This is a genomic window from Pseudomonas sp. L-22-4S-12, from assembly GCF_009799935.1.
Taxonomy (GTDB): domain Bacteria; phylum Pseudomonadota; class Gammaproteobacteria; order Pseudomonadales; family Pseudomonadaceae; genus Aquipseudomonas.
Window position 1 is genome coordinate 1360438 of record NZ_WELL01000001.1, and the last position, 25884, is coordinate 1386321.

Consider the following 25884-nt stretch of genomic DNA (forward strand, 5'->3'; position numbering starts at 1 on the left):
CCATGCTCGCCTACGCCAACGGGGATCGCGCCGTGCCCGGCCGCTTCCGTCACCCGAGCAGGGGCTGAGGCGGTGGCGATCTCCGCCCGCGAGGCGGCGCACCGGGCCGCCTCCGATGCCGAGCGCATCGCCTGGGTCGACGAGCGCGACCAGTTGCTCGGCAGCCTGCCGCGCGCCGAACTGCGCGAGCGCGGGCTGATCGGCCGCGGCACCTTCATCCTGCTGTTCAACTCCGCCGGCGAGCTGTGCGTGCACCGGCGCACCCTGAGCAAGGCCCTCTATCCCGGCTACTGGGACGTGGCGGCCGGCGGCATGGTCGGCGCGGGCGAGAGCTACGCCGAATCGGCCGCCCGTGAACTGCACGAGGAGCTGGGCATTGCCGGCGCCGAGCTGCGCGAGCATCAGCGCTTCTTCTTCGACCAGCCGGACAACCGCCTGTGGTGCGCGGTGTTCTCGGCGCTCTCCGATGCGCCGCTGCGGCTGCAGCCGGAGGAAGTGCTGGAGGCGCGTTTCCTGCCGCTTGAGCAGGTGCTGCGCGAGGTCGAGACCAAGCCGTTCTGCCCGGACTCGCTGCAGGCGCTGCACAGCTACCTGGCCAGCCTCGCCTGAGTCGCTGCAACACCCGCCGCGCCTGGCTTTGTGCAGTATTTCAAGACAGCCTTGTGCGGGATGCCGCACGGCGTCGCCAATCCATCGATCAATGGCGCAATTTCGCACTTAGCAAGGGCGATCTTTGCCGCTACACTGCGCGACCTTTGAAGCCGGGCCCCCAGCCCGGCTGCGCTGCCCCTGCCTGAGTGGGGCTTCGCGGCTGACCTTGTTCAGCCAGTCGCTATCCTGACCAACCCAAGAGGAAAAGCCGGTGGTCAAGAAAGCTTCGTCGTTTGCCGCCTTGAGCGGTCTCGTCTACTCCACCGATGGCGGTCGGCATTGCCCTGACTGTGGCCAGCCGCTGGATGCCTGCATCTGCAAGCAGAGCCGGATTCCCGAAGGGGATGGCATCGCCCGCGTGCGCCGGGAAACCAAGGGCCGTGGCGGCAAGACCGTCACCACCGTCAGCGGCGTGCCGCTGGCCGAAACCGAGCTCAAGGAGCTGGCCAGCGCCCTGAAGAAACGCTGCGGCTGCGGCGGCGGGCTGAAGGACGGGGTCATCGAGATCCAGGGCGACATGGTCGAGCTGCTCCTCGAAGAACTCGCCAAGCGCGGTTTCAAGGCCAAGAAGTCCGGCGGCTGAGCCGGGCCTTTCTAAACTTCTCTCATACGGGTGCAGTCCATGCACCTGTAATCGTCATATCCATGCCTTACACCTGCGCTCCCATGGGGCTGCAGCTTTGACTCGCTATAGGGAGACCTCGATGGCCGCAAGACGCACACGCAAAGACGACGGCAGCCAGTGGACCGTTGCGGACAGCCGCAGCGTGTATGGCATTCGCCACTGGGGCGCCGGCTTTTTCGCGATCAACGACGCCGGTCGGGTCGAGGTCCGTCCCAACGGCCCGGACAGCGCGCCGATCGACCTCTACGCCCAGCTCGACGGCCTGCGCCAGAGCGGCCTGTCGCTGCCGCTGCTGGTGCGCTTCCCGGACATCCTGCAGCACCGCGTGCGCCAGCTGACCGGCGCCTTCGACGCCAATATCGCGCGCCTGGAATACAGCAACCGCTACACCGCGCTGTACCCGATCAAGGTCAACCAGCAGGAAGCGGTGGTGGAAAACATCATCGCCACCCAGGACGTCTCCATCGGCCTGGAAGCCGGCTCCAAGCCCGAGCTGATGGCCGTGCTGGCGCTGGCGCCGAAGGGCGGCACCATCGTCTGCAACGGCTACAAGGACCGCGAGTTCATCCGCCTGGCGCTGATGGGGCAGAAGCTCGGCCACAACGTGTTCATCGTCATCGAGAAGGAATCCGAGGTGCAGTTCGTCATCGACGAGGCGGCCGAGCTCAAGGTCGCCCCGCAGATCGGCCTGCGCGTGCGCCTGTCCTCGCTGGCGTCCTCGAAGTGGGCCGACACCGGCGGCGAGAAGTCCAAGTTCGGCCTGTCCGCGGCGCAGCTGCTGTCGGTGATCGAGCGCTTCCGCGCGGCCAAGCTGGACCAGGGCATCCGCCTGCTGCACTTCCACATGGGCTCACAGATCGCCAACCTGGCCGACTACCAGCACGGCTTCAAGGAAGCCATCCGCTACTACGGCGAGCTGCGCGGCCTGGGCCTGCCGGTCGACCACATCGACGTCGGCGGCGGCCTCGGCGTGGACTACGACGGCACCCATTCGCGCAACGCCAGCTCGATCAACTACGACATGGACGACTACGCCGGCGTGGTGGTCGGCATGCTCAAGGAGTTCTGCGACGCCCAGGGCCTGCCGCACCCGCACATCTTCTCCGAGAGCGGCCGGGCGCTGAGCGCTCACCATGCGGTGCTGGTGATGCAGGTCACCGATGTCGAGCGGCACAACGACGAGGTACCGCTGATCGAGGACAAGGCCAGCCTGCCGGAGTCCGTGCAGTGGCTGGTCGACCTGCTCGGCCCGACCGACATCGAGATGGTCACCGAGACCTACTGGCGCGCCACCCACTACATGAGCGACGTGGCCGCGCAGTACGCCGACGGCAAGCTCAGCCTGACCCAGAAGGCCCTGGCCGAGCAGTGCTACTTCGCCGTGTGCCGGCGCCTGCACACCTCGCTGAAGGCGCGCCAGCGCTCGCACCGCCAGGTGCTCGACGAGCTCAACGACAAGCTGGCCGACAAGTACATCTGCAACTTCTCGGTGTTCCAGAGCCTGCCGGACACCTGGGCCATCGGCCAGATCCTGCCGATCCTGCCGCTGCATCGCCTGGACGAGGAGCCGCTGCGCCGCGCCGTGCTGCAGGACCTGACCTGCGACTCGGACGGCAAGATCAAGCAGTACGTCGACGAGCAGTCGATCGAGACCAGCCTGCCGGTGCACGAGGTGCGCGAGGGCGAGGACTACCTGCTGGGCGTGTTCCTGGTCGGCGCCTATCAGGAAATCCTCGGCGACATGCACAACCTGTTCGGCGACACCGACTCGGTGAACATCTACCAGCACCCGGACGGCAGCGTGTACCACGCCGGCATCGAGACCCACGACACCATCGAGGACATGCTGCGCTACGTGCACCTGTCGCCCGAGGAGCTGATGACCTACTACCGCGACAAGGTGGCCAGCGCCAAGCTCAGCGCCCGCGAGCGCACCCAGTACCTGGACGCCCTGCGCCTGGGCCTGACCCGCTCGTCCTACCTGTCGTCGTAAGCGCGCCACGGCAAGCGGAAGCCCGGCCTAGGCCGGGCTTTTTGTTGGCTATGCACCAGTTCCGTGTTGCACAGGCCATCGAGCTTTAGTGGGAGCGGATTTATCCGCGATAAACCGGCAGCTCGGCGTAGGCCCTGATCGCGAATGAATTCGCTCCCACCAACAGCCAGAGCAGCCACCGCGAGCGCTTGAGCCAAACAACAGCTCGGCGTAGCAACGCGTAACAGGTACATAGCTTTTTTGTTGGGGTTTGCCCAAGGTGCGCGGCTCACCCGGCGAACATGCCGACCCCGCGCGCCATCAGGCTGGCCAGTACCGGCATGGCCAGCAGCAGCAACAGCTCCAGGCGGATGACCAGGATCGTGCGGCGGGCGCTGGCCGGGCTGATCTGCGGTGCCCGGCCGGCCAGCAGGTCGTTGCGCCAGTTGAAGAAGGTCAGGGTCGGCAGCACCGAGAGCAGGCCGACCAGAAGGAACAGGCCGACCTTGGCGTGGAACAGGCCGTTGTGCAAGTAGTAATCCAGGCCCTTGCCGTACCACAGCACGCGTACCGCGCCGGTCAGCAGCACCAGGCCGGCGCTGATGCCGTAGGCGATGTCGATGCGCTGCAGGCGCCGCGCGGTGACGGCATCCAGCTCCGGCTTGAACAGGATGTGCTCGCTGGTGAGCAGGGCGAACAGGATGAAGATCGACAGGTAGTGCAGGCTGGCGGCAATGGCATCGGCCATGGGGAATCCTCGGGGGTTGGCGGCATGGCGTACAGGAACGCGGCGCGCTTGTCTGGCAAGGTAGAGGAGCGGCGCGGCGCCTTCCAGTGCTTCGTTCCGGGTTGCCCCGCTTGGCCGCCATGCCCAGCCGCACCGGGGGAGCGTGCCGAGGCCGGCGAGCGCATCAGGCACTGCGCTGGCGAGGCGGGGCGAACCAGGCGTCGTCCCGCTGCAGGCGCCAGGCCAGGGTGCCGAGACTCAGGCTCCTGAGCAGCATGAAGCAGAGGAAGGCCAGCCACAGGCCGTGATTGCCCAGCGGTTGCAGCAGTGCGGCCAGCGGCAGGCTCAGGGCCACGCTGAGGAGCATGGCGTTGCGCATTTCCCGCGCCCGCGTGGCGCCGATGAACAGGCCGTCGAGCAGGTAGCTCCACACCGCCAGCAGTGGCAGCGCGGCGAGGTAGGGCAGGTAGTCGGTCGCCAGTGCCCGCACGCTGGCGATATCGCTCTGCAGGGCGATGAACGCCGGGCCGGCGCCGAGGAAGAACAGGGCGAAGGCCAGGCTGGCCAGCAGCGACCAGCCGCCGGCGACCACCAGCGAGCGGCGCAGCGCGGCGCGGTCGCGAGCGCCGATGGCGTGTCCGCATAGCGCCTCCACGGCGTGGGCCAGGCCATCCAGGGCGTGCGCGGTGAGCAGCAGGCCGTTGAGCAGCAGGGCGTTGGCCGCCACCGTGGCATCGCCCAGGCGGGTGCCCTGCACGGTGATCAGGAAGAACACCAGCTGCAGGGCCAGGGAGCGGATCAGGATGTCGCGGTTGACCGCCAGCAGCGGTCGCCAGCTCGCCCAGCGGCGCAGCGCGGCCCACTGCGCACGGCCCGGATGGTGGCGCAGGGCCTGGCGGGTCAGCGCCAGGCCGAGCAGGCAGCCGCTCCATTCGGCGATCACCGCGGCGCGGGCGGCGCCCAGCACGCCCCACTCCAGGCCGAGGACGAACAACAGTGCCAGCAGCACATTGAGCAGGTTGGTGGTGAGCAGCATGGCCAGCGGCGCGCGGGCATTCTGCGTGCCCAGCAGCCAGCCGATCAGGGCGTAACTGGCCAGCGCCGCCGGCAGGCCGAGCAGGCGGGTGCGGAAGAATTCGCCGGTCAGCTGCTGCAGCTGCGCCGAGGGCCGCATCAGGCCCAGCGCCCGCTCGCTCAGCGGCACGGCCAGCAGGCCGAGCAGCAGGGCCAGGGCGCCGGCCAGCAGCAGGCCCTGCAGCAGCACCTGGCGCAGGGCACCACCCTCGCCGCGGCCGCAGGCCTGGGCGGCGAAACCGGTGGTGCCCATGCGCAGGAAGCCGCAGGTCCACACCAGCAGGGTGTACAGGCTGGCGCCGACCGCCACCGCGGCGAGCTGGTGGGCATGCGGCAGGTGGCCGACCACGGCGCTGTCGACCAGGGCCACCAGCGGCACCGACAGGTTGGAGAGGATCATCGGCGCGGCCAGGGCCCAGACCCGTCGATGGGTCGGGGCGTGGCGCCAGGCGTCGAGCAGGGCGGACATCGCGGTACCGGGCAAAAGGGCGATTATAGCGAGGCACGCATAGCCTATTCGCGACTATCGGCAGGCCCTGATAGCAGCAAGTGTTTCTGCCGCCCGGGTTCGCGGCCGGGGGGCGGCGACTAGACTTGGCTTATCGGTGCCGCCTGCACGGGCGGCCGAGGAGGTGGATCATGCATGTGGCCGAAACCCTGGCCCGCAGCTTGCGGCGGGCCGACTGTCATTACGATCTGGTCGAGCACCCGCACTCGGCCACCAGCCTGGAGTCGGCACGCAAGGCCGGCATACCCGCGGCGCAGATGGCCAAGCCGGTGATCCTCGATGATCGCCGCGGGCATTACCTGATGGCCGTGGTCCCGGCCAACCGGCTGCTGGACCTGGGCAAGGTGCACAAGGGGCCGTGGCGCTGGCAGCTGACCAGCGAACAATCCCTCGGCGGCCTGTTCCGCGACTGCGAGCGCGGCGCCGTGCCGGCCCTGGGCGAGGCCTACGGCATGAGCATGCTGGTGGACCCGGAGCTGACCCGGCAGGCGGACATCTACCTGGAGGCCGGCGACCACGAGAGCCTGGTGCAGCTGCCGGTCGAGGAGTTCTTCAAGCTGGCGCCGAACGCCCAGCTCTGCTCGCTCTGTCAGTAACGGGGCGGGCCGCCGTCAGGCGCTTGCGGCGCGCGGTCGTGGTGCCGAGGGTGCGGCTGTGTGCTGGCGGAGCGAGGGCTAGCAGGCCGTTGAAAAATGTTGGCGAGGCAGCCGAGACAAGGCACAACGACCAGCGGGAGTAACAGCCGCAGGCTGGCCCGAAGGGTGAGCACGAGCGAATCAAACGGCCGAAAAAGCGCAGTTTACGTGTTGTAAATGAGCATTTTGAGGTCGTTTTTAACGCAGTATCGGCAACGCAGGTAGTTTTTCAGCGGCCTGCTAGCTGACGATCAGGCTCAGCAGCCAGAGGCCGAGCAGGCCGTAGATGACCATGCGGGCGAAGGCCTTGCGCATCCCGGCGCGCACCGCCGCGTAGAGCAGGAGCAGGCCGCAGACCATGGCCACCAGGCTGAGCAGGCCGATATCGGTGCCCAGGGCCTTGGCCAGGCCCTGCAGGAAGCTGCGCCCGGCGTCGGCGAACAGGCCGAAGAAGCCGCTGAGGGCCTCGACGATGAAACGGATCAGGGTGCCGAGCGCGTGGCCCAGCCATTCGAACAGGTCTTCGACCAGCATGTGCCAAGCCCGGCGGATGCCGCTCCCGCAGTGAATCACCAATGGCTGCGCAGCATGCCACAGGCGGTGCGGGCGGCGAAGGGGCGGTTCAGCCGATCGGCGGGGCGGCGGTTTGCGCGGCCAGCACCAGGCGATCGCGCCCGGCGCTCTTGGCGCGGTACAGCGCATCGTCGACGCGCTTGAAGAAGGCCTCGGCGCTGCCGTCGCGCTGGGCGTCGTAGCTGCCGACGCCGAGGCTGGCGGTCAGCGGCAGGGTGCGCTCGCGGATGGTCAGGCCGTGCTCGGCCAGGTCCTGGCGGAAGGCTTCGGCCAGGGCGCGGGCCTGCTCCAGCGGGGTGTCCATCATCAGCACGCCGAACTCCTCGCCGCCCAGGCGCAGCAGGGCATCGCTGTGGCGGCGGAACACCACGCGCATGCGCTCGGCGAAGGCAGACAGGCATTCGTCGCCGATGCCGTGGCCGTATTCGTCGTTGATCCGCTTGAAGAAGTCGATATCCAGCAGCACTAATGAAAGGTGCCCGCCCTGGCGTTGCACGCTGGCCACCAGGGCCGGGAACAGGCTGTTCAGCTGCAGGCGATTGCCCAGCTGGGTCAGGCTGTCGGTGCGGCTGAGTTGGTCGTAGCGTTCGCGCTGGTCGAGCAGCTGCTGCTCCAGTTCGAGGGTGGCGCGGTACTCGCGGTGGCTGCGGTTGAGGGCCAGCAGCAGGTAGCTGAGGTAGAAGGCCAGAGTGATCAGCAGGGCCTGCTGCTCGTGGCGCTGGGTCAGCAGCACGGCCAGCCCCGGCAGGTACAGCAGGAGGATGGCGGCCATGCAGCGCGCCTTGCGCATGGAGAAGTTGAAGGCCATGGCGGTGCTGAAGGCGATGGTGCTGAGGGTGGCGATCAGCCGCGAGGCTTCGAACTGCGGGGCGGACAGCGCCCAGGCATGGGCCAGGCCCCAGCCCAGGGCGGTCAGATGAATCAGGTACCAGTGGCGGTCGAGCCACTGCTGCAGGCAGGCGCTGCTGCTTTGCTGCGGTGGCCGGTGCAGCCAGCGCAGGGTCATCGTCAGGGCAAAGAAGGCGGCGACGCCCAGGCCGCTGAGGCGCATGGCGCCGGGCTGGGCACTGAACAGCCAGGTCAGCAGCCAGGCCAGCAGGTAGTAGATGCCGCCCAGGCGGGTGCGGATGCGGGTGTCCTGCACTTCGCGCCAGAGGGCGAAGGTCAGGGGCTGACGCGGCAGATCGGAATCGGTCATGTGCGGTGATCACAAATGCGGCCGGTCGCTAGCATAGCCCTCGGCCGCTGCGCGTGGCCAGCAGATTGCCAGTACTGCCGCCGTTCAGCGCAGGATCAGCATTGGGCCGCTGCTGGCGCGCAGCAGCTGAGTGGTGGTGCTGCCGACCAGGAACTGGTGGAGCCGCGAGTGGCCGTAGGCGCCCATCACCAGCAGGTCGATGGCCTGTTCGAGCTGGTAGGCGTGCAGGGTCGCCGCCACCTCGCCGGCGCGCAGCGCCAGGTGCACCGGGTGGTCGCCCTGCAGCTGCTGTTCGGCCCACTGCAGCTGGCTGCGGGCCTCGTCGCTATCGCTGCCGACCATCAGCACGTGGAGCGGCAGGCCCCGGCACAGCGGGTTGGCGGCCAGCAGCTCGACGCCCTGGCGACAGCTGGGGCTGCCGTCGAAGGCCAGCAGCAGGCTGCGCGGCGCCTGGAAGTACCCCGGGCAGACCAGGATCGGCCGGTGCAGGGTGCGGATCACGCTTTCCAGGTGGCTGCCGAGCAGCCGGCCGCCGCTGTCGCCGGCCTCGCCCTGGTGGCCGATCACCAGCAGGTCGATCTCGCCTTCCAGCTCGTGCAGGGTCTGCGCCAGGTCGCCGTGGCGCTGGCGCAGAGTGGGCGCGCCGACGCCCTGGCGGGCAACCCGTTCCTTGGCCGCCTGCAGCACCAGGCGGCCCTGTTCCAGAGCCAGCCGGTTGCGCTGCTGGTCGAGCTCGGCCAGCTCCCTGAGCAGCTGCTCGCGGTTGCCCAGACCGATGATCCCGGTGAGGTCGTTGTGCTGCGGGTACTGCTGGTGATCCAGCACATGCAGCAGGGTCAGCGGCGCCTGCAGGCGCAGGCTGGCCCAGGCGGCGTAGTCGGACACCGCCGCCGCGCTGAGGGAGGCATCGATACAGGCCATGACCTGGGACATCGTGGTTTCCTCTTGCCGCCGGCTGGCGCCGATCCAGCCGAGCATAGGGCAAGTGTAGGTCGTGCCCGCCCGGTGCGGGGCTGTCAGCCGCGGCGGATCAGCCAGACGCCGGCGACGATCAGGGCCAGGCCAGCGGCCTTGCCCAGGGTCAGCGGCGCCTCGCGAAAGCCGGCCCAGCCGTTGTGGTCGAGCAGCAGGGCCATGCCCAGCTGGCCGGCCAGCACCAGCACCATGAACAGCAGGGCGCCGATGCGCGGCCCGGCAAAGGCGGCGGTGGCGATGAAGAAGGCGCCGAGCAGGCCGCCGCTCCAGTGCCACCAGCTCAGCCCGCGGAACGCGGCGAGGCCGTTGACCTCGCGCTGGGCCAGGACGATGACCAGCAGCGCCAGGCTGCCGACCAGGAACGACACCAGGGCGGCGGCCATGAAGCTGGACAGGTGCTTGGCCAGCTGGCCGTTGATCCCGGCCTGCAGCGGCAGGCAGGCCCCGGCGATCAGGGGCAGGACGAGTAGCCACCAGTTGGGCATGGCGCGCTCCGGGCAGGAAAAGGGCCGCGCATTATGCGCTTAGCTGTCGATTCGGTCAGCTTGTGGCGGCGGTCGACCGGCTCTCGTGCACTGCGCAGCATGAACCCCGCGCGGCCTGGATGCTGCGCGCGGTCAGGCTTCGAGTGCTTTGCGAAACTGCACCAGCGCCACCCGCTCGCCGTTGCCGCGCTGGCGCTCGACCAGGCCGCTCAGCTGGTAGCCCAGGCGCGCATACAGCAGCAGGCCGGCGGCGTTCTGGTTGAAGCAGGAGACGTGCAGTTCACGGGCCTGGAAGTCGCGCGCGGCGAGGCGTTCCATCACCCCGACCAGGTACTGCGCCACCCCCTGGCCACGGGCCCAGGGCGCGATCATCAGGTTGCCCAGGGCGCAGAACTCGCCGGGCTGGCACTGGTAGAAGTTGGCGAAGCCGGCCAGGCGCCGGTCGAGCAGCACCACCGTGCTGCCCTGGCGACTGGCGCAGGACTCGGCCAGCTGCTGGCGGGTCAGCGGCCAGTGGGCGCGGGGGAAGGCGAAGAACAGCTCGTCGGCGTCGTGGACGAAGCCGACCACCGCATCGAGATCGTCGGCCTGGGCCGGGCGATGGCTGAGCAGTTGGTCGTTCATTGCGGCGGGTACTGGCTGAGGATCTTGCCCACGGTGGCGCGAATCGCCGCCTCGCGCTCGCTCGGCTGCTGTGGCGCGTGGCGCATGACCTGCTCGGCACTGCCGCGCCAGACCAGCTTGCCGTCGCGGCCATCGAGCAGGTCGACCTGCAGGGTCGCCACCTGGTAGTCCAGGGTGCGCGTTTCGGTGTGCAGCGGCGCGCCCCAGTAACCCCAGCCGCCCCAGTAACCGCCGGCATAGTTGGTGCTGATCTGTTCCCGGCGCTGGTCGACGATCAGCCAGGCCTGCACCTTGAGATCGGCCTGGGCCCCGCCGGACGCCGCGCGCAGGCCGCGCTGGTCGAGCTGCTCGCCGATCGCCTGGCGGATGCGCTGTTCGGTGAGGTCGCTCTGCAGGCGCGGGTCTTGCGGGCGGTATTGCAGCGCCGGCTCCTGCCAGCTCCAGCTGCGGTAGGCGGCGAAGTCGCGGCTGGCATCGTAGTCGCGTTCCACCTGCACGTTCTGGCAGGCGGCCAGCAACAGCAGGGCGGGGATGATCAACAGGCGGGGCAGCATGGCGAAACCTCCGGGCTAGAGCTGCTATCGAAGCGCAAGGCAGCGTTTTCGGCAAGTTCTGTTTCAGTCCGGCGGGTAGTCGGCCAGGGCCTGCTGCACCGCGCGGCGCAGGGCCTCGGCCCGCTCGGCCTGGCTGCCGGCGCTGGTTGCCTCGGCGCTGCCGCTCCACAGCGGCTGGCCGCTCTGGCCGTCGTACAGGTCGATGCGCACCACGGCCACTTCCACCTCGTAGGTGCGCAGCAGAGGCGCGCTGCCGTACAGGCCATAGCGGTCGCCGTAGGGGCCGTGGCCGTAATAGCTGCCGTAGTCGTCGCGCTGCTGGTACTGGCGCCGCTCCAGGCTGACCTCGATGCTGGCCTGCAGGTCGGCGCCGCCGTCGCTGGGGCGCAGGCCGCGCTGGTCGAGGCCGTTGCCCAGGGCTTCGGCGATCAGCGCGCCGTCGGCCCAGGCGCTGCCGGCCGGCAGCTGGCCGTCGCGCCAGCTCCAGCTGCGGTAGCGGGCGAAGTCGCGCGGGGCGGCCGGGTAGGCGCTGCGGTCGAAATGCGTGGCCGCCGCCGCGGGGGCGGGCGGCAGCGGGCGACTGGCGGCGACATAGGGGTTGGGGCCCTGGCAGGCGGCGAGCAGGGGCAGCAGGAGCAGGTAGCGCAGGGCGGGCATGGCAAGACTCCGGTTAGCGTGGCCGGCAGACCCAGTGCAGGTAGCGGCCCAGGCCGGCGAAGGTCGGGTGGCGGCTGTAGGCCAGCTCCATTTCCAGCAGGTCGGCGAGTTCCGCCTTGGCCTGGAAGTCGCTCGGCATGTAGTCGTGGAACACCCGCACTCCGCTCTGGATTTCGACCGTCCAGTGCTCGGCGAGTTGCGCCGCCAGCTCGCGCGGGTCGAGCGGGCGCTGCGGGGTCAGGCTCTGCCCCTCACCGGCGAAGCGGGCCTTGCGCAGCTTGCGAAAATGCCCCTTGAGCAGGTTGCGGTAGATCAGCGCGTCCTTGTTGTAGAAGGCCAGCGACAGCCAGCCGCCGGGCGCGGTGAGCTGGTGCAGCACCGGCAGGATGGCGTGTGGCTCGGCCAGCCACTCCAGCACCGCATGGCACAGCACCAGATCAAAGGGCTGGTTGAGCTGGCCGAGCAGCTCCTGCCAGGGCGCCTGGATGAAGGTGGCGGCGACGCCGGCCTCGGCGAAGCGCTGGCGCGCGCCGTCGAGCATCGGCTGGGCCGGTTCGGCCAGGGTCACCGCATGGCCGCGCTGGGCCAGCCACAGCGACATGTGGCCGAGGCCGGCGCCGATATCCAGCACGCGCAGCGGGCGCTCGGGCAGGGCCTCCTTGAGATCGGCCTGGAGCACGGCGAGGCGGATCGCGCCCTTGGCGCCGCCGTAGATCTTCTCGGCGAAGCGGGTGGCCAGTTCATCGAAGTGACGATCGGTCATTGGCTGAAGCGCCTTTCGTTGTCGGCCAGTTTGGCCTGCACGGCCTGTTCCATGTCGATGCCCAGCTCGCTGCACAGCAGCAACAGGTAGAGGACGATATCGCCGACTTCCTGGCCGGCGTGCTCCAGCTGCGCGGGGGCCAGCTGGCGCGACTGCTCTTCGCCGAGCCACTGGAAGATCTCCACCAGCTCGGCCATTTCCACGCTGGCGGCCATGGCCAGGTTCTTCGGGCTGTGGAAGGGCCCCCAGTGATTGCGGTCGCGGATCGCGTGCAGGCGTTGGGTGAGTTCGACGAGGTTCATCGGGCAGGCTCCGTTCAGGGCGCATAGCTTCGGCCCGAAGCGTGCGCATCGCAAGCCCGCGTTGGCGAACAGGCTCGCCGTAGGGTGCGCCGCGCGCACCAGAGTCCCGCACGTGGCTTGTGGTGCGCGCGGCGCACCCTAGGGTTCGACGGGAGCGCCTTCCTTCTGCAGCAGCGCGGCCTTGCGCGGCACGCCCCAGCGGTATCCGGTTAGGCTGCCGCCGGCACCGACCACCCGGTGGCAAGGCACCAGCAGGCCCAGCGGGTTGCTGGCGCAGGCGCGGGCCACGGCGCGGGGGTGGCTGCCTAGCTGCTCGGCCAGTTCGCCGTAGCGCCGCGTCTGCCCGGCGGGAATGGCGCACAGGGCTTGCCACACCTGCTGCTGGAAGGCCGTGCCGCGCAGATCCAGCGGCAGCCGGGCGGCGCGCGCCGGTTCCTCGATCTGCGCGACCACGGCGGTCAGCCAGGGCTGCAGGCCGGCCTGGTCGCGGCGCAGCTCGGCGGCGGCGAAGCGTTGGCCCAGCTCGCCCAGCAGGCCGGCCTCGTCGTCGCCGAACAGCAGGGCGCAGGCGCCTTTCGCGCTGGCGGCGAGCAGCAGCAGGCCCAGCGGGCAGGGGGCGATGGCGTAGCGCAGGGTTTCCCCGGCGCCCTGCCGGCGGCGTCGCGCCGGGCTCAGCGCGCCGGCCTGCTGGTACAGCGCGCGGGTGCCGGAGTAGCCGGCGTCCAGCGCCGCCTGCAGCACCGAGTCGGCCTGGGCCAGGCCGGCGTCCAGGCGTTCGCGTCGCCGCGCCGCGGCCCAGGCCCGCGGAGTCAGGCCGGTGCGCGCCTTGAACGCGCGGGCCAGGTGCGAGGCGGACAGGCCGATGCGTGCCGCCAGCTGATCCAGAGTCAGGGGCTGTTCGCTGCGCTCCAGCAACTGGCAGGTGGCGATCACCAGGGCGTCGAGTTGCTCGGCCGGGCTCTGCCCACGGGGCGAACAACGCCGGCACGGGCGAAAGCCGGCGGCCTCGGCCGCGCCGGCATCGGCGTGGAAGCTGACGTTCTCGCGTTTCGGCCGGCGCGCCGGGCAGCTCGGCCGGCAGTAGATGCCGGTGCTGCGCACGGCGAAGACGAAACGGCCGTCCTGCGCGGCATCGCGCTCGCAGACGGCTTGCCAGCAGCGGTCGGGATCGGGCATGGCGCTGTCCTCAATGGGCATGGGCTGATTGTCGGCTCGCCGGCCGGTGCTGCCAATGCACATCTGACTTTCAAAGCACTGGCTAAGCTGAGCGAGTCCGTTATGCGCAAGGAGGGGCCCCATGCTGCGTCTGTGGTTGCTGTTGTTATGTCTGCTGCCCTTGAGCGCACCGGCCGCGCCGCCGCTGAGCGCAGAGCAGCAGGCCTGGGTCCGCGAGCACCCGCGCATCCGCGTCGGCATCGAGCGCGCGGGCTGGGCGCCCTTCGATGTACTGGACAAGCAGGGCCGGCATACCGGCCTCAGCGGCGACTACCTGGCGCTGCTTGGCCAGCGCCTGGGCCTGCGTTTCGAGCCGGTGCTGCTGGACGACTGGGACGCTGCGCTCAAGGCCCTGCGCGCCGGCCGGGTCGACCTGCTGCCGTCGGTGGCCAAGACCCCCGAGCGTTCGGCCTACCTGGCCTTCAGCGAGCCCTACCTGACCAGCAGCAGCCTGATCTTCACCCGCGCCGAGGTGGCGGTGCAGCGTATCGGCGACCTGGCCGGGCGGCGGGTGGCCATCGAGCGTGGCTACGTGCTGCAGCAGGCGCTGCGCGACCAGGTGGCGGACGTGCGCCTGCTGGAGGTGGCGGACAGCGAGGCGGCCCTGCGCGCGGTGTCGTCCGGGCGCGCTGATGCCTATGTCGGCGACATGATCGTCGCCAGCTACCTGATCCGCGAGCTGAACCTGACCAACCTGGAGCTGCGCGGCGAGACCGGGCTGTCCACCAGCGAGTTGCGCTTCGCCGTGCGCCCCGACTGGCCGCAACTGGTCGGCCTGCTGGACCAGGCCCTGGCACAGGTCAGCCAGGCCGAGCGCGAGGCGATCAAGGAGCGCTGGCTGCCGCCGCTCACGGCATTCAACTGGCGGCGCCTGCTGCAGGTCGGCTGGCCCTACCTGCTCGGCCTGCTGGCGCTGGTCGGCTTCGTCCTGCTGTGGAACCGCCGCCTGGCCGTGCAGATCGCCGAGCGCCAGCGCGCCGAGGCCGAGGCGCAGCGCCAGCGCAGCACCCTGCTGGCGCTGATCAACGCGATTCCCGACCCGATCTGGTTCAAGGACGCCGAGGGTCGCTACCTGGGCATCAACCAGGCCTGCGCCGAGCTGTTCGGCCACAGCCGCGAGGCGGTCGTCGGCCAGCGCGACGAGGCGCTGCTCGAACCCGAGTGGGCGGCGATGCGTACCGAGCACGACCTCACCGCGCTGAACTGGACCGGCCCCTACGAGAGCGAAGGCTGGGCGCTCTACCCGGATGGCCGGCGCGCGGTGTTCAACACCCTGCGCACGCCGTTCGCCGATGAGCGCGGCCTGCTGCTGGGGCTGGTCGGGGTCAGCCGCGACATCACCGTGCGCAAGCAGACCGAGGCCGAACTGGCCAAGGCCAAGGAGCTGGCCGAGGAGGCGGCGCGGCTGAAATCGGACTTCCTGGCCAACATGAGCCACGAGATCCGCACGCCGATGAACGCCATCATCGGCATGTCGCACCTGGCCCTGAAGACCGATCTCAACCCGCGCCAGCGCGACTACCTGGGCAAGATCCAGCAGGCCGGCCAGCACCTGCTGGGGATCATCAACGACATCCTCGACTTCTCCAAGATCGAGGCCGGCAAGCTGAACATCGAGTGCATCGACTTCGACCTGCAGCAGGTGCTGGAGAACCTGGCCAACCTGCTCGGCGACAAGGTGGCGGGCAAGGGCCTGGAGCTGGTGTTCAACCTCGATCCGGAGCTGCCGCAGCAGCTGGTCGGCGACCCGCTGCGCCTGGGGCAGATCCTGATCAACTTCGCCAACAACGCGGTGAAGTTCACCGAACGCGGCGAGATCGAGGTGATCCTGCGCGCCGAGCGCCTGGGCAGCGAGCACCTCGACCTGTACCTGGCGGTGCGCGACACCGGCATCGGCCTGACGGAGGAGCAGATGGGCCGGCTGTTCGAGTCCTTCCAGCAGGCCGACAGCTCGACCACCCGCAAGTACGGCGGCACCGGACTGGGGCTGGCCATCTGCAAGAGCCTGGCCGAGGCCATGGGCGGCCGCGTCGGGGTGCAGAGCCAGGCGGGGCGCGGCAGCCTGTTCTGGTGCCGGCTGCCGCTGGGCATCGCCCGCCAGCAGGGCCAGCGCCTGCTGGCCCAGGCCGACCTGCGCGGCCGGCGGGTGCTGGTGGTGGACGACAACGCCAGCGCCCGCCAGGTGTTGCGCGAACTGCTGGAGAGCATGAACTTTCGCGTCGAGGCGGTGGACGGCGGCCGCGCCGCGTTGCGCCAGGTGGCGCTGGCGGCGCAGCAGGGCCAGCCGTTCGAGCTGGTGCTGCTGGACTGGCAGATGCCCGCCATGGACGGCCTGGAAACCGCCCGCCGCCTGCTCGAACTGGGCCTGCAGCCGGCGCCGCACCTGCTCATGGTCACCGCCCACGGGCGCGAGGAAGTGCTGCTGGGCGCGCAGCGGGCCGGCATCGAGGATGTACTGCTCAAGCCGCTGAATCCCTCGCTGCTGTTCGATGCGGTGATCCGCAGCCTCGGCGGCGAGGCGCCCACCGCCGGCGGCGGGCGGCTGCCGGCCGGCGCGCGGGTGCCGAACTTCGCCGGCCAGCGCGTGCTGCTGGTGGAGGACAACGAGCTGAACCGCGAAGTGGCCTGCGGCCTGCTGCAGGAGAGCGGCCTGGCGATCGACCAGGCCGAACACGGCGGCATCGCCCTCGACCTGCTGCGCGGCGCCGCCGACGGCCACTACGCCCTGGTGCTGATGGACATGCAGATGCCGGTGCTGGACGGCCTGGCCTGCACCGCGGCGATCCGCGGCGAGGCGCGCTTCGCCGCGTTGCCGATCGTGGCGATGACCGCCAACGCCATGCCCGCCGACCGCGAGCGCTGCCTGGCGGCCGGGATGAACGACCACCTGGGCAAGCCGATCGACCCCGACCAGCTGTGGGCGACCCTGCGCCGCTGGCTGCCCGAGGGGGCCGCGGCGGCGCAGTCGCCGCCTGAGCCGGCGGCGCCGGCCATCGACCTGCAACTGCCCGGGGTGGATGTGGCCAGCGGCCTGCGCCGGGTGCTGGGCCAGCCGGCGGCGTACCTGCGCCTGCTCGGCCGGTTCGCCGCCAGCCAGGGCGATTTCCCCGCCCAGCTGCGCGCCGCCCTGGCCACCGGCGCCAGCGCCGATGCCGAGCGCCTGGCGCACAGCCTCAAGGGCCTGGCCGGCAACCTCGGCGCCACCACCCTGGCGGCCCAGGCCGCGGCGCTGGAATGCGCGCTCGGGGAGGGCCGGCAGGCCGAACTGGAAGGGCTGCTGAGCGAGCTGGAAGGCAGCCTGGCGGAGCTGGTCGCGGCCATCCTGGCCCAGCAGCCGGCAGCGCCGGCGGCCGCGGTGGCGGTCGAGCCGGGGCAACTGCTGCAACTGTGCCGCCAGTTGCAGCGGCTGTTCGACGAGGACGACCCGCGCGCCGGGAAAGTCTTCGACGAGCATGCCGAACTGCTGCGCAGCGCCTTTAATGAAGACTATGGGGCCCTGGCCACGGCGGTGCGCGGTTTCGATTTCGAACGGGCCCTGGCCCTGTTGCGCGATGGCGCCCGGCAGCGGCAATTGATGCTTTGATGGGGGAGCGGCAAATGGACGACATGCTCGATCGGCCGGACCAGCCTCTGGTGCTGGTGGTGGACGATACGCCGGAGAATCTGCAACTGATGAGCGAGCTGCTGCTCGGCCGCTACCGGGTCAAGGTCGCCAGCAGCGGCGCCAAGGCCCTGCGCATCGCCGCCGGCAGCCCGCCGCCGGATCTGATCCTGCTCGACATCATGATGCCGGAGATGGACGGCTATGAAGTCTGCCGGCGGCTCAAGGCCGACCCGGCCACGGCGGACATCCCGGTGGTGTTCCTCACCGCCAGGAGCGAGTCGGCCGACGAGCAGCAGGGCTTCGACCTCGGCGCGGTGGACTACATCACCAAGCCGATCAGCCCGCCCATCGTCCTCGCCCGCGTGCAGGCGCAGCTGCAGCTCAAGGCCAGCAACGACTTCCTGCGCGACAAGAGCGAGTACCTGGAACTGGAGGTGCGCCGCCGCACCCGCGACATGCAGCGCCTGCAGGACGTGACCATCGAGGCCATGGCCAGCCTGGCGGCGATGCGCGACAACCCGTGCGGCAGGCACCTGGCGCGGATCGAGCCCTACATGGGCACCCTGGCCGCGGCGCTGGCCCGCCAGCAGCCGATCCTGGCCGCCGAGCTCGGCGGCGAGCGCGTCGCCCGGCTGGGCAAGGCGGCGCTGCTGCATGGCATCGGCAAGCTGATCCTGCCGGATCGCATCCTGCTCAGTCCGGTGTCGCTGCAGGGCGCCGACCTGCAACTGCTGCACCGCCACGCCGAGGCCGGGCGCGATGCCCTGCTGGCGGCGGAGTCGAAGCTGGACAGCGGCACCGACTTCCTGCGCGATGCCCGCGACATCGTCTACAGCCAGCACGAGCACTGGGATGGCAGCGGCTACCCGCAGGGCCTGCGCGGCGAGCAGATTCCCCTGGCCGCGCGGCTGATGGCCGTGGTCGGCTGCTACGAGGAACTGACCAGCCGCCATCCCTACCGGCAGCCGGTGAGCCACGCCGAGGCGCTCAGGCAGATCAGCGCGGCCAGCGGCACGCGCTTCGATCCCTCGGTGGTGCTGGCCTTCATCGAGGCGGCCGACGCCTTCGCCGGCATCGCCACGCGCCTGGCCGACGATGCGGCGTCGATCCACTGCGAGCTGCAGCGCCTGGAGGAGTCGCTGGGGGAAAACATCGAGATGACCCTGCCGGCCGACTGAGCGGGCGGGGGCGCCTGGCTGCCCGCGCCCCTGCTCGTCTCAATACGCCACGGTGAAGCGCTGGCGGATGTACTGCGGCTGCTCGGTTTCATCGAGCAGGGCCACTGCCAGGTCGGCCACCGAGATCTGCGCGGGGGCGTCGCCGTTCATCAGCAGCTGCTCGCCGCCGAGGCGGAAATGCCCGGTGCGCGGCCCCGGTTGCAGCAGGGCGGCGGGGGAGAGGAAGGTCCACTGCAGCTGCTGTTCTTCGCGCAACTGGTTGAGCAGCTGGCGCGCGCCCTCGGCGCCTTCCTTGTATTCGGCGGGAAAATTCGGCGTGTCGATCAGCTGCAGGTCCGGCGCCACATACAGGCTGCCGGCACCGCCGACCACCAGCAGGCGCGCGACACCGGCGGCCTTGGTCGCGGCGACGATGGCCTGGCTGCCGGCGATGAACTGCTGGCGGATATCGGCGCTGCCCCAGCCGGGGTTGAAGGCGCTGAGCACGGCATCGTGGCCGCGCAGCTGGTTGCTCAGCGTGGCCACGTCATGCACGTCGGCCTGCACGGCGGTGAGCAGCGGGTGCTGCGGCAGCTTCTGCGGGTTGCGGACCAGGGCGGTGACCTGGTGGCCGCGGCTGAGGGCTTCTTCGAGCAGGGCCGCGCCGACATAGCCGGTGGCGCCGATCAGGGCGAGTTTCATGGGGGTATCCTCGGTGAGTGGGTGTGGATGCATAATCACCGCTGGATAAAGCCGAGAAAAAGCGCCTTAATCGGCTTAGACAATTAAGCAGGGCTTAATAATGGAGCAGCTCAAGCGCATGGCGCTGTTCGCCACGGTGGTCGACAAGGGCTCCATGGTCGGCGCCGCCGAGGCCCTGGGCATGACGCCTTCGGCCGTCAGCCAGCAGATCCGCAAGCTGGAGGAACTCACCCAGGTCAGCCTGCTGCACCGCACCACGCGCAAGCTGACCCTGAGCGAGGCCGGCGCCAGCTTCTACGAGAGCTGCGCCCAGGTGCTGGCCCTGGCCCAGCAGGCCGAGCAGCGCCTGGCCGAGTTGCGCGATGCACCGGTGGGCGAGCTGCGCATCGCCGCGCCGGTGGGCCTGCCCGGCCAGCTGCTCAGCGAGGCGCTGGCGCCGCTGCTGCGCGCCCATCCCAAGCTGAGCCTGCGGCTGTTCTTCCACGACGAGCTGATCGACCTGATCGAGCAGCGCATCGACCTGGCCATCCGCGTCGGCCAGCAGGAGGACTCCAGCCTGGTGGCCCGCCACGTGGCCGACTGGCGCATGCTGCTGTGCGCCGCTCCGGCCTACCTGGCGCGCTGCGGTCCGATCGAGGGGCCGGAGCAATTGTCCGGCCTGGACTGGCTCAGCCTGAATACCGAGCGCTGGCAGCAGGTGACCCTGCACGGCCCGGGCGGCGCGGTGCAGCGCCTGCGTATCGAGAGCCGGGTGGCGTGCAACAACATCCTCTCGGTGCGCCAGTTCACCCTGGCCGGCATGGGCGTGTCCCTGCAGCCGGAGCCGGAGATCCGCGAGCTGCTGGCCCGGGGCGAGCTGCTGGCGCTGCTGCCGGCCTGGCAGGCGGCGCCGCTGGGCATTCATCTGGTCACCCCGCGCCGCGACGCCCAGCCGGCCAAGGTACGCTATGCCATCGAGGCCCTGCGCCGTAGCCTGTTGGCCCGCTAATCTGGGCGAGAACGCCGGATTGCCGTATAACGACAGGCTTTCACGCCGCCTTTTCGACAGGACCCTAAGCCCGCGCAATGAAGACCCCGAAACGCCTGGAACCCGTGCTTGAAGATGGTTTGATCGACGAGGTGATCCGTCCGCTGATGAGCGGCAAGGAAGCCGCCGTCTATGTCGTGCGCTGCGGCAGCGAGCTGCGCTGCGCCAAGGTCTACAAGGAAGCCAACAAGCGCGGCTTCCGCCAGGCCGCCGAATACCAGGAAGGCCGCAAGACCCGCAACAGCCGCGACGCCCGGGCCATGGCCAAGGGCAGCAAGCATGGCCGCAAGGAGCAGGAAGAGGCCTGGCAGAACGCCGAAGTGGCCGCCCTGTTCCGCCTGGCTGCCGCCGGCGTGCGGGTGCCCAAGCCCTACGACTACCAGGACGGCGTGCTGCTCATGGAAATGGTCGACGACGGTTACGGCGATGCCGCGCCGCGTCTGAACGATGTCGACCTGTTGCCCGAAGATGCCCGCGAATTCCACGGCTTCATGATTCGTGAGATCGTCAAGATGCTGTGCGCCGGCCTGGTCCATGGCGACCTCTCCGAATTCAACGTGCTGCTCGGTCCGGACGGCCCGGTGATCATCGACCTGCCGCAGGCGGTGGATGCCGCGGCGAACAACCATGCCTTCGCCATGCTCGAACGCGATGTGCGCAACATGGCCGAATATTTCGGCCAGTTCGCCCCCGAGTTGCGCTACACCAAGTACGCCAAGGAGATGTGGGCGCTGTTCGAGGCCGGCAAGCTGACCCCGGAAAGCCCGCTGACCGGCGAGTTCGACGAGCCGGAGGAGGAGGCCGACGTCGAGGCGGTGATGCGCGAGATCAAGGCCGCCCTGGCCGAACAGGCACGCCTGGAAGCCCTGCGCAACGCCGAGGATGCGCCGCAGGGCGAGCCGCCGCCGCCCTGGGCCGGCTGATTGCTGTTCATGGGAACGCCTGCTGCATAGCGGGCGTTTTTGTCTATGTTCCTGCTCGGTGTTGCGTGGGCGGCAAACGTGGTTTGCCCCGCTTTGCGGCGCGTATGACTGGGTAGGTTGGCGTTGAGCGCAGCGAAGCCCAACAGGCCGGGGCAAGAGCGTTGGGCTTCGTCGCGTTGCTCCTCAACCCAACCTACGGGAAGCGTGGGTCCTCTCGGCAACGGTGCCGTCCTACGGTTGTTGCGGCATGGCATGGCGCGCTGTTGCTCGGCAACTGTACCGGGAAAGCGGGGCGATCAGCTGCTAGTGTGCTGGGAGTTTCTTCGGAGCCCCGCCATGACCCCCTCGCATATCTGCCTGGCCCTGCTGGTCACCCTGATCTGGGGTCTCAACTTCGTGGTGATCAAGGTCGGCCTGGCGGACTTCCCGCCGCTGCTGTTCTGCGCCCTGCGTTTCGCCCTGGCGGCGCTGCCACTGCTGTTCCTGCGCGGCCCGCTGCCGGCGCCGCTGTGGCGCATCGTGCAGATCGGCCTGCTGCTGGGGGTGATCAAGTTCGGCCTGCTGTTCGTCGGCATGCACCTGGGCATGCCGGCCGGGCTGTCGTCGCTGGTGCTGCAGAGCCAGGTGTTCTTCACCGTGCTGATCGCCGCCGTGCTGCTCGGCGAGCGCCCCGGCCGCCGCGCCCTGTGCGGCCTGCTGCTGGCGGCCGGCGGTCTGCTGCTGATCGGCGCGCAGCGGCCGCTGGGCGACAGCCTGCTGGCCTTCGCCCTGGTGGTCGCCGCGGCGCTGGCCTGGGCCTGCGCCAATATCGCCACCAAGCGTTCCGGGGCGACCGACATGCTGCGCCTGATCTGCTGGGTCAGCCTGGTGCCGCCGTTGCCGCTGCTGGGGCTGTCTTATCTGTTCGAAGGCCCGCAGGCGATCGCCACGGCGCTGAGCCAGGCCAGCTGGGCGGGAATCGGCGCGCTGCTGTACATCGCCTTCCTCGCCACCACGGTGGGCTTCGCCATCTGGAGTTTCCTGCTGCGTCGCTACCCGGCCAGCCAGGTCACCCCGTTCGCCCTGGCGGTGCCGGTGTCCGGATTGCTGGCCGGCTGGCTGCTGCTGGGCGAGGCCCTGACCGCCCTGGGCTGGCTGGCCTGTGCCCTGGTGTTCGGCGGGCTGGCCATCACCGTGCTGCCGGCCGGGTTGTTCGGGCGCGGGGCGCGGGTGCCCGGCGACCCGGCCAAGTCCTGAATCGTCGCGCCAGCCCAGCCATTGGCGCGTCCCGCCGGGCAGGCGCGGAGCCTCTCTCGCTGCCGGCGGGTTCTTGACCATTGGGCCAAGGGGGTCGAAGCTTGTCCTTCTGATTCGTCATGTTTTCAAGGACACCTCCCATGCAAGGCCAGGCTGAAGTCATCGAATACCTGAAAGACCTGCTGCGCGGTGAGCTCGCGGCCCGCGACCAGTATTTCCTGCATTCGCGGATGTACCAGGACTGGGGCTTCGACAAGCTCTACGAACGGCTCAACCACGAGATGGAGGAGGAGACCGAGCACGCCGATGCCCTGCTCAAACGCATCCTGTTCCTCGAAGCGACCCCGGACATGACGCCCAAGGCCATCCAGCCCGGCGCCAGCGTGCCGGACATGCTGCGCGCCGACCTCCGGCTGGAATACGAGGTGCGCGAGGCGCTGAGCAAGGGCATCACCCTGTGCGAGCTGCACCAGGATTATGTCAGCCGCGACATCCTCGCCCTGCAGCTCAAGGACACCGAGGAAGACCACGCCTACTGGCTGGAGCAGCAGCTCGGCCTGATCGACCGGGTCGGCCTGCAGAACTATCTGCAATCCCAGGCCTGAGAACCTGTTAAAAGTCTGCTGCGCGTCGGCCATGCTGCGTTGCAACGCAGTAACAGCCGCAGGCTGGTCAATCGGGCTCAGAAAGCCGCTTGCGGCTAACGCGCTTCAGCGCGACCCGAAGGGCGAGTGAAACGAGTCATGTTCATTTACAGCTCGTAAACTGCGCTTCTTCGCCCGACCTCGCCTTGCCTGGCTCTAGCTCGCGAGACTTTGAACAGGTTCTGACTCGTCTGCTTATCCCTTCTGGCAGCAGCCCGATTCCAGGTCCCTGAGAATCGGGCAATCGGGACGGTGGTCGCCCTGGCAGTGCTGCGCCAGCTCGCCGAGGGTGTCGCGCAGGGCGCTCAGCTCGGCGATCTTGCGGTTCAGCGTGTCGATATGGCTCAACGCCAGGGCCTTCACGTCGGCGCTGGCGCGCCCGCGGTCCTGCCACAGGGTGAGCAGCTTGCCGACTTCCTCCAGGGAGAAGCCCAGGTCGCGCGAGCGCTTGATGAAGGCCAGCACATGCAGGTCCTGCTCGCCGTACAGGCGGTAGCCGCTGTCGCTGCGCCCGGCCGGCCGGAGCAGGCCGATCGACTCGTAGTAGCGGATCATCTTGGCGCTGAGCCCGGATTGCCGGGCGGCCTGGCCGATGTTCATGGCTGCTGCTCCTGGCTCGGCCGCCAGCGCTTCAGCAGCAGGGCGTTGCTCACCACGCTGACGCTGGACAGGGCCATGGCCGCACCGGCGACCATCGGGTTGAGCAAGCCGGCGGCCGCCAGCGGAATGCCCACCAGGTTGTAGATGAAGGCCCAGAACAGGTTCTGCTGGATCTTGCGCCAGGTGCGCCGGCTGATTTCCAGCGCCGCCGGCACCAGGCGCGGGTCGCCGCGCATCAGGGTGATGCCGGCCGCGTGCATGGCCACGTCGGTGCCGCCGCCCATGGCAATGCCGACATCGGCGGCGGCCAGGGCCGGGGCGTCGTTGATGCCGTCGCCGACCATCGCCACCACCGCGCCGTCCTGCCTGAGCGCGGCGATATGCGCGGCCTTGTCCGCCGGCAGTACCTGGGCATGCACCTGGTCGATGCCCAGGGCGCGGCCCACGGCAGTGGCGCTGCCGGCATTGTCGCCGCTGATCAGGTGGCTCTCGATGCCGCGGCCGCGCAGGGCGGCGATCGCCTCGCCGGCCCCCGGCTTGAGGCTGTCGCCGAAGGCCAGCAGGCCGAGCACGCGCGGCAGCGGCGCGCATTCCAGCAGCCAGGACAGGGTGCGGCCTTCGGCCTCCCAGGCGCTGGCCTGTTCCTGCAACCCGACGGCCGTCAGCTGCAGTTCGTCGCGTAGGCGCTGGTTGCCCAGGGCCAGCAGGCGATCCTCCACCCGGCCCTGGGTGCCGCGGCCGCTCAGGGCCTGGCTGGCGCTCACGCTCGGCAATTGCAGCCGGCGGGCGCTGGCGGCCTGCAGCACGGCGTGCGCCAGAGGGTGTTCGCTGCCCTGCTGCAGGGCGCCGGCCAGGCGCAGCAGTTCGTCCTCGTCACCCGCCACGGCGGCCAGGTGGACGATATGCGGCTGCCCGGAGGTGAGGGTGCCGGTCTTGTCGAAGGCCACCACGCTGACCTTGTGCGCCAGTTCCAGGGCCTCGGCGTCCTTGATCAGGATGCCGTGGCGCGCCGCCACGCCGGTGCCGGCCATGATCGCCGCCGGGGTGGCCAGGCCGAGGGCGCAGGGGCAGGCGATCACCAGCACCGCCACGGCGTTGATCAGCGCCTGCTCCAGGTCGGCACCGGCCAGCAGCCAGCCGGCCAGGGTCAGCGCGGCGATCAGCAGCACGGCCGGGACGAACACCGCGCTGACCCGGTCCACCAGTTTCTGGATCGGCGCCTTGGCCGCCTGGGCGTCCTCGACCAGGCGGATGATGCGCGCCAGCACGGTTTCCCCGCCCAGGGCGGTGGTGCGTACCACGAGGCGGCCCTCGCCGTTGATCGCGCCGCCGGTGACCCGGTCGCCGGGCGCCTTGCTCACCGGCAGGCTCTCGCCGCTGATCAGCGCCTCGTCGGCCTGGCTGTGGCCGTCGGTGACCTCGCCATCGACCGGGAGGCGCTCGCCGGGCCTGACCACCACCAGGTCGGCCAGGCGCAGTTCGCTGATCGCCACTTCTTCCTCGCGCCCGTCGCGCAGGCGTACCGCGCGTTCCGGGCGCAGGGCTTCGAGGGCGCGGATGGCCGCGCTGGTCTGGCGCTTGGCGCGGCTTTCCAGGTACTTGCCGAGCAGGACCAGGGCGATGACCACCGCCGAAGCCTCGAAATACAGGTGCGGCACGTGGTGCTGCGCCGTGGCCCACAGGTACAGGCTCAGGCCGTAGCCGGCGCTGGTGCCCAGGGCCACCAGCAGATCCATGTTGCCGCTGCCGGCGCGCACGGCCTTCCAGGCGGCGACATAGAAGCGCGCGCCGAGGATGAACTGCACCGGCGTGGCCAGGGCGAACTGCACCCAGGCCGGCAGCATCCAGTGCAGGCCGGCCCACTCGGCCAGCATCGGCACCACCAGCGGGGCGGCCAGCAGCAGGGCCAGCAGCACGGCCAGGCGTTCGCGGCGCAGGGCGGCCTGCGGGTCGGCCGGCGGCTGGCTGTCGAGTGGGTGCGCCGAGTAACCGGCGGCCTCCACGGCGGCGATCAGGCTGGCCACGGCGGTGCCCTGCAGCAGTTCGACCCGCGCCCGTTCGCTGGCCAGGTTGACGCTGACCGCGCGCACTCCGGCGACCTTGCCCAGGGCCCGCTCGATGCGGGCGGCGCAGCTGGCGCAGGTCATGCCGCCCAGGCTCAGCTCGATGCTCTGCAGCGGCACCGAGTAGCCGGCCTGCTGCACCGCTTCGATCAGGCCGGGCAGGCTGCCCGCCGGCGCCTCGACCTGGGCGCGCTCGCTGGCCAGGTTGACGCTGGCCTGGCGCACGGCCGGCAGTTTGCCGAGGGCCCGCTCGATGCGCCCGGCGCAGCTGGCGCAGGTCATGCCGGCGATCGGCAGGTCGAAGCGGGTCAGGGGGGCGGTGCTGGTCATGGCGATCTCCTGAAGGCGAGTGCCGCAAGGATCAACCTTAACCCCATGGCAAGGTCAAGC

25 protein-coding genes are annotated in these 25884 nt (G+C 69.9%); 10 read left to right on the plus strand and 15 right to left on the minus strand.

Translation table 11 applies throughout. From position 1 onward, the window contains the following. Positions 1-72 precede the first annotated feature (72 nt). The 3 genes from F3I16_RS06160 (at position 73) to speA (ending at position 3269) form a co-directional block, all read left to right on the plus strand. Positions 73-609 carry an NUDIX hydrolase gene (locus F3I16_RS06160; RefSeq protein ID WP_160492813.1) on the plus strand — a complete coding sequence of 179 codons (537 nt, stop codon included), beginning with the start codon at positions 73-75 and terminating at the stop codon, positions 607-609. 253 nt (positions 610-862) lie between these two features. Continuing rightward, positions 863-1234, plus strand: a complete 372-nt coding sequence (locus F3I16_RS06165) for a translation initiation factor Sui1 (RefSeq protein ID WP_160492814.1) — start codon at positions 863-865, stop codon at positions 1232-1234. A 121-nt stretch (positions 1235-1355) separates the two neighbouring features. Continuing rightward, positions 1356-3269, plus strand: coding sequence for an arginine decarboxylase (gene speA, locus F3I16_RS06170; protein WP_160492815.1), 1914 nt, complete (start codon positions 1356-1358; stop codon positions 3267-3269). Between the two features lie 268 nt (positions 3270-3537). Here the strand turns inward: speA and F3I16_RS06175 are convergent, their stop codons facing one another. Both F3I16_RS06175 and F3I16_RS06180 read right to left on the minus strand, forming a co-directional pair. Next, positions 3538-3996, minus strand: a complete 459-nt coding sequence (locus F3I16_RS06175; RefSeq protein ID WP_160492816.1) for a DUF2214 family protein — start codon at positions 3994-3996, stop codon at positions 3538-3540. A gap of 163 nt (positions 3997-4159) precedes the next feature. Then, complete coding sequence (locus tag F3I16_RS06180) at positions 4160-5518, minus strand: MATE family efflux transporter (protein ID WP_160492817.1); 1359 nt, start codon at positions 5516-5518, stop codon at positions 4160-4162. Positions 5519-5688: 170 nt separating this feature from the next. Here F3I16_RS06180 and F3I16_RS06185 point away from each other — a divergent pair, with 170 nt between their 5' ends. After that, positions 5689-6153 (plus strand): aminoacyl-tRNA deacylase, encoded by a 465-nt coding sequence (locus F3I16_RS06185; RefSeq protein WP_160081949.1) that lies wholly within the window; start codon positions 5689-5691, stop codon positions 6151-6153. A 279-nt stretch (positions 6154-6432) separates the two neighbouring features. On the opposite strand, the gene F3I16_RS06190 is transcribed toward F3I16_RS06185, so the two are convergent. The 10 genes from F3I16_RS06190 to ada form a co-directional block, all read right to left on the minus strand. Beyond that, positions 6433-6726, minus strand: coding sequence for a hypothetical protein (locus F3I16_RS06190; protein WP_160492818.1), 294 nt, complete (start codon positions 6724-6726; stop codon positions 6433-6435). 88 nt (positions 6727-6814) lie between these two features. After that, positions 6815-7963, minus strand: coding sequence for a GGDEF domain-containing protein (locus tag F3I16_RS06195; RefSeq protein ID WP_160492819.1), 1149 nt, complete (start codon positions 7961-7963; stop codon positions 6815-6817). 84 nt (positions 7964-8047) lie between these two features. Continuing rightward, positions 8048-8896 (minus strand): universal stress protein, encoded by an 849-nt coding sequence (locus tag F3I16_RS06200; RefSeq protein WP_160492820.1) that lies wholly within the window; start codon positions 8894-8896, stop codon positions 8048-8050. A gap of 83 nt (positions 8897-8979) precedes the next feature. Continuing rightward, positions 8980-9423: a DMT family transporter gene (locus tag F3I16_RS06205; protein WP_160492821.1), complete on the minus strand. Its 444-nt coding sequence runs from the start codon at positions 9421-9423 to the stop codon at positions 8980-8982. Between the two features lie 132 nt (positions 9424-9555). Further along, the gene (locus F3I16_RS06210; RefSeq protein WP_160492822.1) at positions 9556-10047 is read right to left on the minus strand and encodes a GNAT family N-acetyltransferase; all 492 of its coding nucleotides are present in this window, start codon (positions 10045-10047) and stop codon (positions 9556-9558) included. Then, a complete protein-coding gene (locus F3I16_RS06215) occupies positions 10044-10601 on the minus strand; it encodes a DUF4136 domain-containing protein (protein WP_160492823.1) in 558 nt (185 codons plus the stop codon). Before F3I16_RS06215 ends, F3I16_RS06210 begins: the two co-directional genes overlap by 4 nt. 63 nt (positions 10602-10664) lie before the next feature. Further along, positions 10665-11258 (minus strand): DUF4136 domain-containing protein, encoded by a 594-nt coding sequence (locus tag F3I16_RS06220; RefSeq protein WP_160492824.1) that lies wholly within the window; start codon positions 11256-11258, stop codon positions 10665-10667. A gap of 13 nt (positions 11259-11271) precedes the next feature. Next, on the minus strand, positions 11272-12021 hold the full coding sequence (locus F3I16_RS06225) for a methyltransferase domain-containing protein (protein WP_160492825.1): 750 nt from the start codon (positions 12019-12021) through the stop codon (positions 11272-11274). Further along, entirely contained in the window at positions 12018-12323 is a 306-nt protein-coding gene (locus tag F3I16_RS06230; protein ID WP_160492826.1) for a nucleotide pyrophosphohydrolase, read from the minus strand. The genes F3I16_RS06225 and F3I16_RS06230 overlap by 4 nt, the downstream gene beginning before the upstream one ends. Before the next feature lie 138 nt (positions 12324-12461). Next, positions 12462-13499 (minus strand): bifunctional DNA-binding transcriptional regulator/O6-methylguanine-DNA methyltransferase Ada, encoded by a 1038-nt coding sequence (gene ada, locus F3I16_RS06235; protein WP_160492827.1) that lies wholly within the window; start codon positions 13497-13499, stop codon positions 12462-12464. Positions 13500-13620: 121 nt separating this feature from the next. Between ada and F3I16_RS06240 the strand changes: the two genes are divergently transcribed. Both F3I16_RS06240 and F3I16_RS06245 read left to right on the plus strand, forming a co-directional pair. After that, positions 13621-17121, plus strand: a complete 3501-nt coding sequence (locus tag F3I16_RS06240) for a response regulator (RefSeq protein ID WP_160492828.1) — start codon at positions 13621-13623, stop codon at positions 17119-17121. 14 nt (positions 17122-17135) lie between these two features. Then, positions 17136-18320: a two-component system response regulator gene (locus tag F3I16_RS06245; protein WP_160492829.1), complete on the plus strand. Its 1185-nt coding sequence runs from the start codon at positions 17136-17138 to the stop codon at positions 18318-18320. Between the two features lie 39 nt (positions 18321-18359). On the opposite strand, the gene F3I16_RS06250 is transcribed toward F3I16_RS06245, so the two are convergent. Next, on the minus strand, positions 18360-19001 hold the full coding sequence (locus tag F3I16_RS06250; RefSeq protein ID WP_160492830.1) for an NAD(P)-dependent oxidoreductase: 642 nt from the start codon (positions 18999-19001) through the stop codon (positions 18360-18362). A gap of 100 nt (positions 19002-19101) precedes the next feature. Here F3I16_RS06250 and F3I16_RS06255 point away from each other — a divergent pair, with 100 nt between their 5' ends. The 4 genes from F3I16_RS06255 to bfr all read left to right on the plus strand — a co-directional run bounded on the left by F3I16_RS06255 (position 19102) and on the right by bfr (position 22792). Further along, positions 19102-19989, plus strand: a complete 888-nt coding sequence (locus F3I16_RS06255) for a LysR family transcriptional regulator (protein ID WP_160492831.1) — start codon at positions 19102-19104, stop codon at positions 19987-19989. A gap of 77 nt (positions 19990-20066) precedes the next feature. Continuing rightward, positions 20067-20951, plus strand: a complete 885-nt coding sequence (locus F3I16_RS06260) for a PA4780 family RIO1-like protein kinase (RefSeq protein WP_160492832.1) — start codon at positions 20067-20069, stop codon at positions 20949-20951. A gap of 336 nt (positions 20952-21287) precedes the next feature. Further along, complete coding sequence (locus tag F3I16_RS06265) at positions 21288-22187, plus strand: EamA family transporter (RefSeq protein ID WP_160492833.1); 900 nt, start codon at positions 21288-21290, stop codon at positions 22185-22187. A gap of 140 nt (positions 22188-22327) precedes the next feature. Further along, positions 22328-22792, plus strand: coding sequence for a bacterioferritin (gene bfr / locus F3I16_RS06270; RefSeq protein ID WP_160492834.1), 465 nt, complete (start codon positions 22328-22330; stop codon positions 22790-22792). A 234-nt stretch (positions 22793-23026) separates the two neighbouring features. Here the strand turns inward: bfr and cueR are convergent, their stop codons facing one another. Together cueR and F3I16_RS06280 are read right to left on the minus strand one after the other, a co-directional pair. Further along, on the minus strand, positions 23027-23431 hold the full coding sequence (gene cueR, locus F3I16_RS06275) for a Cu(I)-responsive transcriptional regulator (protein ID WP_160492835.1): 405 nt from the start codon (positions 23429-23431) through the stop codon (positions 23027-23029). Further along, entirely contained in the window at positions 23428-25824 is a 2397-nt protein-coding gene (locus F3I16_RS06280; protein ID WP_160492836.1) for a heavy metal translocating P-type ATPase, read from the minus strand. The genes cueR and F3I16_RS06280 overlap by 4 nt, the downstream gene beginning before the upstream one ends. Between the last annotated feature and the right edge of the window lie 60 nt (positions 25825-25884).